Source organism: Methylobacterium sp. Leaf112 (assembly GCF_001423295.1).
GTDB lineage: Bacteria > Pseudomonadota > Alphaproteobacteria > Rhizobiales > Beijerinckiaceae > Methylobacterium.
Genome location: NZ_LMNG01000034.1, coordinates 280,803 through 293,820 on the forward strand (window position 1 = coordinate 280,803; position 13,018 = coordinate 293,820).

At 70.6% G+C, this 13,018-nt stretch carries 11 protein-coding genes; 8 read left to right on the forward strand and 3 right to left on the reverse strand.

Features of this window, described 5'->3' with window-relative positions; translation table 11 throughout:
• Nucleotides 1–168: 168 nt before the first annotated feature.
• A complete protein-coding gene (locus ASF52_RS21635) occupies nt 169–1,461 on the forward strand; it encodes an MFS transporter (protein WP_082515432.1) in 1,293 nt (430 codons plus the stop codon).
• Between the two features lie 56 nt (nt 1,462–1,517).
• Here ASF52_RS21635 and ASF52_RS21640 read toward each other — a convergent pair whose 3' ends face one another.
• A complete protein-coding gene (locus ASF52_RS21640) occupies nt 1,518–1,961 on the reverse strand; it encodes a DMT family transporter (RefSeq protein WP_056176846.1) in 444 nt (147 codons plus the stop codon).
• Between the two features lie 570 nt (nt 1,962–2,531).
• On the opposite strand from ASF52_RS21640, the gene ASF52_RS21645 reads away from it, so the two are divergent.
• The 5 genes from ASF52_RS21645 (at nt 2,532) to ASF52_RS21665 (ending at nt 9,045) form a co-directional block, all read left to right on the forward strand.
• A complete protein-coding gene (locus ASF52_RS21645; RefSeq protein WP_056176849.1) occupies nt 2,532–2,915 on the forward strand; it encodes a nuclear transport factor 2 family protein in 384 nt (127 codons plus the stop codon).
• 499 nt (nt 2,916–3,414) lie between these two features.
• Nucleotides 3,415–4,248, forward strand: a complete 834-nt coding sequence (locus tag ASF52_RS21650) for an FAD binding domain-containing protein (RefSeq protein WP_056176852.1) — start codon at nt 3,415–3,417, stop codon at nt 4,246–4,248.
• Nucleotides 4,245–6,947, forward strand: a complete 2,703-nt coding sequence (locus ASF52_RS21655; RefSeq protein ID WP_056176855.1) for a molybdopterin-dependent oxidoreductase — start codon at nt 4,245–4,247, stop codon at nt 6,945–6,947. Before ASF52_RS21650 ends, ASF52_RS21655 begins: the two co-directional genes overlap by 4 nt.
• Nucleotides 6,944–7,900 (forward strand): antibiotic biosynthesis monooxygenase, encoded by a 957-nt coding sequence (locus ASF52_RS21660; RefSeq protein WP_056176862.1) that lies wholly within the window; start codon nt 6,944–6,946, stop codon nt 7,898–7,900. The genes ASF52_RS21655 and ASF52_RS21660 overlap by 4 nt, the downstream gene beginning before the upstream one ends.
• Before the next feature lie 122 nt (nt 7,901–8,022).
• The gene (locus tag ASF52_RS21665; protein ID WP_156398916.1) at nt 8,023–9,045 is read left to right on the forward strand and encodes a hypothetical protein; all 1,023 of its coding nucleotides are present in this window, start codon (nt 8,023–8,025) and stop codon (nt 9,043–9,045) included.
• Nucleotides 9,046–9,086: 41 nt separating this feature from the next.
• On the opposite strand, the gene ASF52_RS21670 is transcribed toward ASF52_RS21665, so the two are convergent.
• The gene (locus ASF52_RS21670; RefSeq protein ID WP_056176863.1) at nt 9,087–10,043 is read right to left on the reverse strand and encodes a helix-turn-helix domain-containing protein; all 957 of its coding nucleotides are present in this window, start codon (nt 10,041–10,043) and stop codon (nt 9,087–9,089) included.
• A gap of 264 nt (nt 10,044–10,307) precedes the next feature.
• Here ASF52_RS21670 and ASF52_RS21675 point away from each other — a divergent pair, with 264 nt between their 5' ends.
• Nucleotides 10,308–10,637, forward strand: coding sequence for a DMT family transporter (locus ASF52_RS21675; RefSeq protein ID WP_056176867.1), 330 nt, complete (start codon nt 10,308–10,310; stop codon nt 10,635–10,637).
• 146 nt (nt 10,638–10,783) lie between these two features.
• Entirely contained in the window at nt 10,784–12,052 is a 1,269-nt protein-coding gene (locus ASF52_RS21680; protein WP_244473898.1) for a serine hydrolase domain-containing protein, read from the forward strand.
• Between the two features lie 209 nt (nt 12,053–12,261).
• Here the strand turns inward: ASF52_RS21680 and ASF52_RS21685 are convergent, their stop codons facing one another.
• Nucleotides 12,262–12,774: a TetR-like C-terminal domain-containing protein gene (locus ASF52_RS21685; RefSeq protein WP_056177026.1), complete on the reverse strand. Its 513-nt coding sequence runs from the start codon at nt 12,772–12,774 to the stop codon at nt 12,262–12,264.
• Nucleotides 12,775–13,018: the final 244 nt, after the last annotated feature.

The window sequence follows — 13,018 nt, forward strand, 5'->3', positions numbered from 1 at the left end:
CCGGATGTCGCTCCTCTCGATCATGCGGGCGACGTCTTTCGGGCGACGTCTTGGGGTGCCACGTCTTGGGGTGCCACGTCTTGGGGGGCGACGTCTTGGGGGGCGACGCTGGTTGCGTCGGACTCGGGGGCCGGCGATACCATGGGGCGGTGACCGAGGATCGAACCGATGCGCCGATGGCCACCGAGCCTCACGTCGTTGGGCTGGCGGTTGAGCCTCTTCACGCTCCTCTACCTCTACCAAGGCGTCGTCGCGGGCTTCGCGCTGATGGCCCTGGTCAACCACTTCGCCACGGCCGGTGCCTCCACGGCGGAGGTCGGCCGGCACCTTGCGATCGTCGGCCTGCCCTGGGTGCTGCAGCCGCTGCTCTGGGGGCCGGTGATCGATCGCGCGACCCCCGCCCGGATGGGGCCTCGCCGCTTCTGGCTCGTCCTGTCTCTGGCCTGCGCGCAGGTGGCTCTCGCGGGCCTTCTCCTGCTCGGCGCGGCCCCGAGCTTGACGGCCGTCAGCGCCGTGCTGTTCCTCCACAGCCTCGCGGCCTCCCTCGCCGATACGGCAACGGACCGCATGATCGCCGGCAGCGTACCGACCGGCGAACTGGGACGCACCAGCGCCGCGACGCGGGCGGGCTTCGTCACCGGCGGTGCGGCGGGGGCTGCGATCTTCGCCTGGCTGCTCGCCGCGAACGGCTTGCCCGCAGCGGCCGGCATGCTCCTCGCCCTGACGACTCCGCTCGCCCTGGTGTCCGTTCTCGTGCGCGAGGCGCCGACCGACCGGCTTCTCTCCCTTCGCCGCGGACCCCCATCGCGGGCGCCGGACCGGGGTCGGGCGTCCGAGGCGGTCGCCTTCGCGCGTCGGCTCCTGACTGCGTTCCGGACGCGCGACGCGGCGACCCTCCTGGCGATGTGCTTCGCGATCGATCTCGGTCTCGCGGTGTTCCAGGTGCCCTTCGCCGTCGCGCTCGTGCAGGTCCACGGCTGGAACGCGGTCGATCTCTCGCGCCTTCAGGCGGGACTGGCTCTCCTCGGCGGGACCCTCGGCGCGGCGGGCCTCGGCACCGCCGTCGACCGCTTCGGGCCGCACCGTGCCCTCCGTGCCCTCCTCGTCGCCTGCGCGGGAGCGTTCGGGATCGCTGGATTGCTGATCGTGGCCGGATTGGAGGCTGCGGCGGGTCCGGTCATCCTCGGGCTGGCGAGCGTGGTGCCGGCCCTGCTCTACGTCGCCCTGCTGCCGACCGTCCTGCTGGCGAGCCGCACCGGACAGGCGTCGGCGACGCAGTTCCAGGTCTACATGGCGGCCCTGAACTTCGGCGACGTCGTCGGGTCGGCGCTGGCCGGCGCGCTCGCCGCGGTGACGGCCCCGACGATCGTCGCCCTCGGCGTCGCGGTCGTGTTCCTGATCTGCGCACGCGTCGCCCCAACCTTCGGCCGGGGGCGGTTCCATCAGGCCGGCGCCGCGTAGATGGGTCCCGCCGAGGCGTGCCGCGATGTCGCCGCATGATCGCTCGACCGAGCGTCCTAGAACATCGCCACGATGGCGACGCCCACGACCATGATCAGAGCCCCGAGGACGCGCCATAGGCTCGCCGGATGAACCTCGAAGCCGACCCAGCCGTAATGGTCGAGCACCAGCGAGGCGACGACGCCCACGGTGACGATGATGCCGAGGAACGAGGCGGCCCCGATGGCCGGGGATGCGTAGAGCTGGGCCAGGATCAGGAGGACGCTGAGGCAGCCGCCCAACCATCCCCACCACGGGACCTGGGCGAGTTGCTGCCCGGACGGAATTTCCAGTTTGCCGAGGGCAAGGCCGCCCACGAGCATCGTCCCCGTGCTCACGAAGAGGATGATGAGCGCGGCCGTGACCGGCATGGCCAGCGACTTCGAGAGAGTTGCGTTCTGGCCGGGTTGGATCGCATTCGCGAGACCGGCGAGGACCGTCAGACCATAGAGATACCACATGCTGTGACAGCGCCTCGGCAGGCCGCCAAGTTTCCCCGTTTTCGCTCCATGCGGCGTTTTGTAAGACCCGTTTGCGCGATCGGGGGGGCGTCCAGGGGCGCTCGAAACGAGCCGCTCCTCCGAGCGGGCGCGCCCGCGGCGGTGGCGGGGCCGGCACTACGGCGACCGGTTCACGCTCGATCACGGCACCGGCGCGGGCGCGTCCGTCCGTGTGCCGCCGACCGGGACGCACGCGATGGTGCGACGGCGAGGAACATCGACGGGCGGCGCGTGGAGACCATCCCCGATTGCCGTCGCGTCCGGGTCCCGCGCCGGCTCGGTGGCGATGGCGTGGAAAGCACCTCCGATCCGCCCGGTGCGCCGACGGGACAGCCTCGGCGGTCGCGATCCGCCGAGACTGTCCCGGCATGCGGCGGGGAGGGGCGGTCGGACCATGCCGAGCCGACGCCGAACACCGCTCCGCTGTGCCGTTGTGGTCCATTGCCCTTAGGTTCGTCTCGGACGGCCACGCACGACCGCTTCCACCGGCCGTTGCCCGGCATGGGCCGGCCTACCCGATCGGGGGACAGCATGACGGACCTTTCGCGAAACAAGGCCACGGTGATCGCCTTCTACGAGCTGATGTTCAACGAAGGCCGGCCGCGCGAGGCCATCGCGCGCTATGCCGGCGACGTGTACATCCAGCACAACCCGCACGTGGCCACCGGCAAGGACGGCTTCATCGCGTATTTCGCGCGCATGGCGCGGGCGTGGCCGGGCAAGCGGGTCACGGTGAAGCGCGCTCTCGCGGAGGGCGATTTCGTCGTGCTGCATTGCCTCCAGCACTGGCCGGGCGACCACGATTACGCCGCCATGGACATCTTCCGCCTCGATGCCTCCGGCCGCATCGTCGAACACTGGGACGTGCTCCAGATCCTGCCCGAAACGTCGGCGCACGAGAACGGGATGTTCTGACGAACGACCCGCCCGAAGAACGACCCGCCCGAAGTACGGCGCGGTCTGGGCGGGCCGCCGTGCCGGCTCCCGTGCCGGTCGGGGAAGTTCCCGCGCCGCCGCTGAATTTTTTGTTGCCGATCCGTCTCATGGCGGCGCGCGTACGACAGTGATGGCGAAACATTCCGCGTTGTCGTGACGGTCCGATCCCTTCGAGGCTCTCGATTCCTCAAGTCGAACTTTTTCGGCCAGATGTTTTCGGTAGATAAGATCCATATTTACAATTCTCGTCGCGCCGACTGAAGAAATGGCGCCGACGCATATTTTGTTTACCTGATGAACCCAAGAATGAGCCGAACGTCCTCCGGGGCAAAGCCAGGATAACGGCCGTGGGATTTCGGCGCGACGCTCCCGAGGGCGCCGTCGCGACGGGCCGCCCCGCGATCCTCGGTCGAGGGCGATGCGTGGGGGCACGGGGCATCCTGTCGGCCGCCACGATCGATTGGGTTGAGGATCTACGATGAACATTTCGACCGTCGTCGAAGTCAAGCGGCCGACTTCGTTGAACGAACTCTCGGGCTGGCAAGACGGGTCTTCCTGGCAAGAGGGGGCTTCCTGGCTGGCCGGCGGAACCTGGCTGTTCGCCGAGCCGCAGACTGCCGTCGACACGCTCATCGATCTCGAGAGCCTGGGCTGGGCGCCGCTGACCGCGACGGAATCCGGCCTCGAGATCGCCGCGACCTGCCGGATCGTCGACCTGCACGGGTTCGAGGGTCCGCCGGCCTGGCGCGCGGTGCCGCTGTTCCGGCAGTGCATCGACTCGTTCCTGATGTCGTTCAAGATCTGGAACGCCGCCACCATCGGGGGCAACGTCTGCATGTCGCTGCCCGCCGGCGCGATGATCTCGCTGACCGCCGCCCTCGAAGGGGTCTGCACCCTGTGGCCGCGCGACGGCACGCCCCGCACGGTCACGGTGGCCGAGTTCGTGACCGGCAACCACGCGAACGTGCTCGCCAAGGGCGAACTGCTGCGCAGCATCCACCTGCCCGCCGCGGCGCTCGCGAAGCGCACGGCCATGCGCCAGGTCTCGCTCACCCGCTACGGGCGCTCGGCCGCCCTGATCATCGCCACCGTGGGCGACGACGGCGCCGACTTCCTCCTCACCATCACGGCGGCGACGCCGCGGCCGGTGCAGCTGCGCTTCGCCACCCTGCCCTCCGCCGACGACCTGCGCCGCGCCATCGACGCGCGCCTGGCGCCGGACGCCTACTTCCCCGACGTGCACGGATCGGCGCCCTACAAGCGTCACGTCACGCAGTACCTGGCCGAACAGATCCGTACGGAGCTCGCGTGACCCAGTATTCCATCAACGGCCGCGCCTACGCCGCCGAGCCGGCGCCGGGCCAGTGCCTGCGCACCATGCTGCGCGACCTCGAGGTGTTCGGGGTCAAGAAGGGATGCGATTCCGGCGATTGCGGCGCCTGTACGGTGCACATCGACGGCAAGCCGTTCCATTCCTGCCTCGTCCCGGCCTTCCGGGCCGAGGGACGCGAGGTCACCACCATCGAGGGGCTGGCGCCCTGCGGCGAGCGCCATCCGCTGCAGCAGGCGTTCCACGACGCGCAGGGATTCCAGTGCGGCTTCTGCACCGCCGGCATGATCATGACGGCCGTGACCTTCACGGACGCGCAGAAGGCCGACCTGCCGCACGCCCTCAAGGGCAACCTCTGCCGCTGCACCGGCTACCGCTCGATCAAGGACGCCCTGAACGGGGTCTGCAACATCGAGGCGGACGTCGCCGGCAAGGCCCTCGGGGCGAGCCTGCCCAACCCCTTCACCGACACCATCCTGAACGGCACCGCCCGCTACACCATGGACTTGGCCGTCGAAGACCTGCTGCACCTCAAGGTGCTGCGCTCGCCCCACGCCCACGCGCGCCTCGTGTCCATCGACCGCCAGGCGGCGCTCGCCGTGCCGGGCGTCGTCGCCGTCTACACCTGGGAGGACGTGCCCAAACGCCGGTTCAGCTCGGCCCTGCACGAGGATCACCTCGTCGATCCCGACGACATCCTGCTGCTCGACAACGTCGCCCGCTTCGCCGGCCAGCGCATCGCCGCCGTGGTGGCCGAGACGGAGGCCGCCGCCGAGGCCGGCTGCCGGGCCCTGCGGGTGGACTACGAGGTTCTGCCGGCGGTGTTCGACCCCGTCCTGGCCATGCGGCCCGACGCGCCGGTGCTGCACGACAAGGACGGGCTCACCGCGAGCACCAACATCTTCTGCACCCTCCAGGGTGAGATCGGCGATGTGGCCCGGGGATTCGCCGAGGCCGACGCCGTGCACGAGCAGACCTACTCGACCTCGCGCGTCCAGCACGTGCACCTCGAGACGCACGGCTCCATCGCCTGGAAGGGCGAGGACGGGCGCTGGCATGTCCGCACGAGCTCGCAGGGGCCGTTCGCCGTGCGCCAGAAGCTCGCCTACATCATGGGGATCCCGCACCGCGACCTCCACGTGTTCACGGAGCGGGTCGGCGGCGGGTTCGGCGGCAAGCAGGAGATGGTCTCGGAGGACCTCGTCCTGTTCGCCACGATGAAGCTCGGCCGCCCGGTCAAGTGGGAATGGACCCGCGAGGAGGAGTTCATCGGCGCGACCACGCGCCACCAGATGACCACCCGGGTGAAGATCGGCGCCCGCAAGGACGGGACCCTGACGGCCCTCGACGTCGCGGTGTTCTCCAACACCGGAGCCTATGGCGGCCACGGCAGCGAGACCCTGGCGGCCGCCATGGCGAGCCCGATCGCGGCCTACCGCTGCGCCAACAAGAAGGGCATCGGCCACGCCGTCTACACGAACATGACGCCGGGCGGCGGCTTTCGCGGCTACGGCGCCTCGCAGACCACCTTCGCGGTGGAATGCGCCATCGACGCCCTGGCCCGGCAACTCGGCATCGATCCCTTCACCATGCGGCGCCGGAACGTGGTGCAGCCGGGCGACAACATCGAATCCATCTGGAAGGAGCCGAGCGACGCCAGCTTCGGAAGCCACGGCATCGGCGAGTGCCTCGACATCGTCGAGCGCGAACTCGCCAAGGGCAACGGGGTCGCCAAGCCCGAGGGAGCGGACTGGGAAGAGGGCCGGGGCGTGGCGCTCGCCATGCTCGAATGCGGACCGCCGACCGAGCACCGCTCGGGCGCCGAACTCCACCTCAAGGCCGACGGCACCTACTTCCTCGCCTGCGGCTCGACGGAGATGGGCAACGGCATCACCACGGCGCACAAGCAGATCGCCGCCGCGATCCTGGGGACCCGCGCCGACGATATCGGCATCATCAACGCCGACACCGACCGCACCCCCTACGACACCGGCACCTTCGCCAGCACCGGCGTCGTGGTCGGCGGCAAGGCGGTCCACCTCACGGCCGAGGCCATGGTCGAGGACATCCTGGACTTCGCCAGCAGGCACACGGGGGTGCCCCTGGAGCAGTGCCGCCTCGACGCCGACGGGGTCGTCTGCGGCAACCAGCGCATCACCCTGGTGGATCTGCACGCGGCGGGCACGAAGGTCGACCACCGCTTCACCGTGAGCCGCCGGGCCTACCTCTCGCCCCGGACCATCGCGTTCAACGTGCAGGGCGTGCGCCTCGCAGTGCACCGCGTCACCGGCGAGATCCGGGTGCTGCACAGCGTCCATGCCGCCGATATCGGCCTGCCGATCAACCCGATGCAGTGCCGGGGCCAGCTCGATGGCGCCGTCTCCATGGGGTACGGCTGGGCGCTCGTGGAGAACATGGTCCACGACGACGCGGGCCGGATGGTCAACGCGCAGCTGCGCAACTGCCGCATCCCGACCTTCGCCGACACTCCGCGCACGGACATCTTCTTCGCCGACACGACGGACCGGATCGGCCCCCTCGGGGCGAAATCGCAAGGGGAGTGCGGCATCAACCCCGTGGCCCCGGCGGTCTCGAACGCGCTGGCCGACGCCACCGGCGTCCGCTTCGCCCACCTGCCGTTCACGCCCGACCGCCTGTTCACGCAGCTCGCCGCCCGATGAGCGACGCGGCCCACAGCGTCAGCATCGTGACGCAGACTTCCGTCCGGCCCGAGAGCGCCGAGGCGTTCGCCCAGTGGCAGGGCGGCACCAGCGCGGTGATCTCGGGGTTTCCCGGCTTCATCGAACAGCGCCTGATGCCGCCCCACCCCCCGCTCCAGGTGGATTGGGTGATCCTGCAGCGCTTCGGCAGCCTCGCCGACGCCAAGGGCTGGCTCGCCTCGCCCGAGCGGCAGGCCCGCATCGTCGGCGCCTCTCCGATGCTGGTGGGGCGCGACGATGTCCACATCGTCACGGACGACGCCAGCGCGGCCCGCACCGCGCCGGCCTCGGCGGTCATCAGCACCCGGGTGAAGCCCGGGATGGAGGCCGCCTACCGCAAGTGGGAGCAGAAGGTCGCCGCCGCGCAGTCGAAGGCCGCCGGCCTGCAGGGCTATCGCTTCGAGCCGGCGGTGCCGGGCGTGCAGGAGGATTACGTCGCGATCCTGCGCTTCGACAGCGATGCCAACCTGAGGGCCTGGCTCAACTCGCCCCAGCGCCGGGAACTGATCGAGGAGGCGGTTCCGCTGACGGCGGAATTCCACACCCGGACGGTGCAGAGCGGGTTCGAGCAGTGGTTCCGCGACGCCACGCCGGAGGGCGCCCCGCCGCCCGCCGCTTGGAAGATGAACATGATCGTCCTCCTGACGCTCTATCCCACGGTGTTCCTGTGGGGCCTGTTCGTCGGAACGCCGTTCCTCGGCCGCGTCCTGAACCTCGATTTCCCCGTCGCCCTGTTCATCGGCAACGTCTTCAGCGTGCTGGTGACGGCGCGGCTGGTGCCCTGGACCGCCAACCGGCTCGGCTGGTGGCTGTCGCCGCCGCCGGAGCGGCGCGCCGACACCGACCGCCGGGGCGCGGCCCTGCTGATCGCCGCCTACGCGATCATGATCCTGGTGTTCTGGAAGGTTCTCTGAGCCGCCCTCAGAGGTGACCGTGTTCACACATCGGGCAGGCAGCGCGGGTCACTTGGTCTCTCGGCGTTTCGCCGGTTCGACCGAACGGACCCGTCGCGAAGACACGTTTGGGAAACTCGCACATGCTCGCGTTCGCGCCTCGCGCCGGCCGCCCGGTCCTGACGGCCCTCGGCTTCTCGGCGGCCCTCCTCGTCGCGGACGCCACCGGGGCGCACCCCATCGGGGCCGCCCGCGCGGCCGAGCCCCTGGCGGCAGCCACTGCGCTCGTCGCGCCGCCGTCCCCGCCGGGGTTCTTCAGCTTCTCCGACACCATCGTCAGCTACCGCTTCCAGGGGCCCTCGGCGGAGCCCGGCATCGGCGTGCAGCGCCCCGACGGCACGCCGACGGGCCGGCGGGAGCCCCGCGAGATCCCGAAGAACGTCGTCAACCTGTTCCATACCAACGCGTGGACCTACGGCACCAACCTCGTGTCCCTCGATCTCCTGCGCTCGGGCTCGCAGGACCCGGCCGGCAACGCCTTCGGCAGTTTCCCGGACATCGGCGCGACGGAACTGTACCTCATCTACCGGGGCACCCTGAGCCCGAACCGGATCTTCGACACCGACGTGTTCGCCATTCCGGGCCTCGTCAAGGATATCGGCCTCGCCTTTGGCGTCGACGCCAACGCCAAGAACACCACCTTCAACTCGCAGAAGCGCGCCGGCACCTTCGGCCTCAACTTCGCCTTCGACGTGCCGGCCGGATTCCTCAACCTGAAGGTCCAGGGCTACAAGGAATTCGCCCATAACGGCTTCGCCGCCGGCCGCTTCCGCAGCGTCGAGTTCCAGATGACGCCCGAGTTCGAGCTCACCTACGCGATTCCCCTGCCGTTCACGGGCCTGCCCCTCTCGCTCTCGGGCTTCAACACCATCATCCTGCCCAAGGGCCGCTACGGCCGCACCAACGAGTACGAGACGCAGCTCGAATTCGTGTCGCAGACCAATCTGGTCCTCGATGTCGGGCAGCTCGCGGGCGGCCCGGCCCACCGGCTCGAAGTGTTCGCCGGGTTCCAGTACTGGCACAACAAGTTCGGCGCCGACCCCCGGCGGACCATCAACACCGAGGAGAAGGCCCTGATCGCGGGCGTCTCCTACCACCTCCCGTAGTAGAGGCAGCCCGCCGTAGGGACGGTCCGGGCGCCCCCGCCTCAGCTCCGTCCGGCGCGCAGGTCGCCGGGGGCGAGGCCGAAGCGCCGGCGGAACGCGCGGTTGAAGGTCGGCACGTCGGCAAAGCCGCACGCATACGCGATGGTGGCGATCTTCAGCCCGTCGTAGCGCGACGCGGCGAGGCGGTGGTGCGCCAGGGCGAGGCGCGCCTCCCGGATGGCCGCCGCGATGCCGTCGGTCTCCGAGAACGCCCTGTAGAGATGGGCGCGGGACACGCCCAGCACCGCCTGGATCTCGTCGGGGCCCAGGGCCGGGTCGTGCAGCCGGCGCTCGATATGGGCGCGGGCGAGGGAAACCACCGCCGCGTGCGAGACGGGCACGGTCGACCGGTCGGCCGGGGCGCGGGGGAGGCCGCGCAGCATGTGGAGCACGCCCTCGACGGCGACCTGCGCCTCGCCCTCGGTCATCCACGCGACGGAGCGGGCGAAGCTGCGAAAGCATGCCTCGAACGCCGCGTTGGCGGGTTCGCCCGCGATGCAGAGGCCGGCGAAGCGGTCGACGTCGCCGATCCAGGCCTCGAAGGTCCGGCGCGGCACCGCGAGGCGGATCTCCTCGTAATCGGTCTGGGTGCCGGCGAGGAGGGGACGGCCGCGCGACAGGAAGCTGATGCCGCCGGTCGCGATCCGGGCGCCGCGATCGAGCTGCTCCTGATACCCGATCCCCTCAAGGGCGAGGCCGATCACCACCATCTCGGGGGCACTTCGATCGACATGGCGCGACCCGACCTTCAGGCTCACCGGACTGCTCACCGTATGGGTGAGGGCCCAGTCCGCGGTGCCCACACCGAGGCGCCGGGCCCGGAACGGCCCGCGCGGCTGCACGCGGGAGACGTCGCCGAAGGGCGCCAGGGCGGTGGAGCGCCAGAAATCGAAGGCCCATTTCGATTCGACGTGATCCGTCGTTTCGACCACGCTGGGGACGATCGCCAGTCGAGACACGTTGCAAGCTCCGGTGTCCCGCCGCCGGCCGATCGCGGGTGTTCGGGATGGGATCGCGTAGCACACATTACGCCGTGCGATTTCATCCGGGCGATTTCATCCGGTCGCGAGAGGGGACGACGGTCCCGGCGGCATCGGGCGGTGCGCGGAGCGGGGTTCGTGCGCCGCGCCCACACGGGACATTAACGGCCCCGGTGGTCTTAATCCGGGCGCACGCGACATCCGGCGCTCCGTCGGCCGACCGCGTCCACGGACGCCCCAGGCATGAACCCCTACCTGCTCCTCGCCTTCGCGATCACCGCCGAAGTCACCGCGACCCTCGCCCTGAAGGCCGCCGACGGGCTGACCCGCCCGGTGCCGACGATCATCACGGTGCTGGGCTACGGCACCGCCTTCTGGCTGATGTCGCACAGCATGAACATGCTGCCGATCGGCGTGGTCTACGCGATCTGGGCCGGGGTCGGCATGGTCGGCGCGGCCCTCGGCGGCGCGCTCCTGTTCGGCGAACCGATCACCCTCCCGATGATGGTCGGCATCGGCGTGATCGCCGTCGGCGTCACGATCCTGGCCTCGGGCCAGACCGCACCCCACTGACGAGGGTTCGCAGGAGCCGCCACCGGTTCTGCGCCGAGACCCTGCGTCGTGAGCCTGCGCCGGACCCGGGACCCGAGCGGGTCCGTCGTGGTACCGCCCGTCCGCATCGATAGCGCAGGGGTAGATGCGGCGGGATTCCTCTCCTGGTGATCCTTGCCCTCGTGATCCTCCCCTTTGCGCTCCTTCCCTTCGCGCTTCTCGCCATCGAAAAGGGTTGCCTTCAGGTGTCTGCGAAACCCGGCCCGCGCGCGCGGCTCCGCCCCCGGCTCGTCGGCGCGGCCCTCGCCCTCGGCCTCCTCGCCGGGGCGGCCTGGGCGGCGACCGCCCTCCTCGCCGTGCCGAACCCCGTCACCCTGGCGGCCCTGGCCGTCGTCGAGCCCTCCGCCGTGGGGACCTGGTTCGCGAGCCGGCCGGTGGCGGCGTCGGCGACACCGCGCATCCTGACGGTGCAGCCCCGCCCGCTGCCCGACCGGGTCCCTTGGAAGGGCGCCCTCGTGCCGATCGCCACCGTGCTGGAGGCGACGCGGACCAACGCGTTCCTGGTGTCCCAGAACGGCGTCCTCGTCCACGAATGGTACCGGCCGGGCTTCGAGGCGGCGACGCTGTTCCCGTCCTGGTCCGTGGCGAAGTCCGTGGTGTCGCTGCTCGTCGGGCAGGCCATCGCGGGCGGCCGCCTCAAGGAGACCGACCCCGTCTCGACCCTGCTGCCCGACCTGCAGCGGGTGCCGGTCTTCGGCCGCATCACGGTCCGCGACCTCCTCGACATGACGAGCGGCCTCGCGGTGCCGGAGAACTACGACCCCTGGAACCCCCTCGTCGGCACCGCCGGGATGTACCTCACCCGCGACCTGCCGGCCTTCGTCCGCGCGCATGCCGCCCTGTCCTCGAAGCCCGGCAGCAAGGGCGAGTACCGCAGCATCGACACGGAGGTGCTCGGCCTGATCCTCGCCCGGGTGCACGGCAAGCCGCTGGCCGAGATCCTGTCGGAGCAGATCTGGACACCCATGGGGGCGGGGGCCGACGCCACCTGGAACCTCGACGCGCCGGGCGGGACCGAGAAGGCGTTCTGCTGCCTCAACGCCGTCGCCCGCGACTTCGTCCGCCTGGGGCTGATGGTGGCCGATCGCGGCCGGGTCGGCGCGGTCGACGTCGTTCCGCCGCACTGGATCGAGCGGATCGAGACGCCGGCGCGGCGGGCCGTCGACGGCTGGCCCTACTCGGCCCAGTGGTGGCACGTGCCGGCCGGCGACGACGACATCTCGGCCATCGGGGTCTACGGCCAGTACATCTACATCAACCGCGACACCGGAACGGTGATCGTCAAGCTCAGCGACCATGGCGCCGAGCAGGACGAGGCCGACACCCTCGCGGCGATGCTGTCCCTCGCCCGCGGCCTCGCCCCGCCGCACCGGTGACGCGCGCCCGCGCCTTCCCCCTGGCCGCCGGGCTCACGGGTCTGCCCGCCGACTCGTTCAGGGGCCGCGCCCGGCCGGCGTGGACCATCACGGCGCTCCCGCTCCACGCGGGCAGGGCGATCGCATCCGAATCGCCGCTATCCCGGGAATCGCCGCTATCCCAGGAATCGCCGCTATCCCAGGAATCGCCGCTATCCCAGGAATCGCCGCTATCCCAGGAACCGGCGCACGAGGAGCCGGGCGAGGTCGCGCGGGGGTTCGGGGGTCAGCACCGCGAGCTTGCGCGAGGTCGAGAGGGACGCGAGGCCGTGCAGGCCGGCCCACAGGGTCGCCACCGCCTGCCGGCGCTCGTCCTCCTCCGGGATCATCGGCTGCAGCACCCGGTCGACGAGGTCGGTGGTGCGCGCCAGGGCCTGGGCGTACCAGTCGGGAAACGCCGAGTCCGGCGCCAGGCTGTGCTCGAACACCAGACTCCACACCTGCGGGTCCGCCTGCACGAAGGCCAGGTAGGCATCCGCCAGGGCCACCGCGTTGTCGCGCGGCGGCGCATCGGGCGAGATCGCCGTCACCAGGGCATCGTGCAGGCGCTCCAGGGTGCGGGCGTTGACCCGCATCACCACCGTGTCGAGATCGCCCACCGCGTTGTAGATCGAGTTCGGGGCGTAGCCGATCACTGCCGCGAGGCGGCGCATGCCGAGGCCGCGCAGCCCCTCCTGGCGCACCAGCCCCTCGGCGGCCTTGGTGACGAGGCTCTGGAACTCCTCCCGGTTGTGGTCGCCGCGCGGCCCCGTTCCGCGTCGTACCGTCTTGGCCAAGCCCCTGCGCTCCCCGTGTCTGTGTTGGACCCACAAAGGTTAGTCTGGCACAGAACGCCCGCTCAACCGTCGGGTTCAGGGCGGGAGCCGGCAAGGATCGGTGCGTTTTGTAAGGGCTTCCCCCTCAAGACGTACGTCCGCGTCCCGCCCG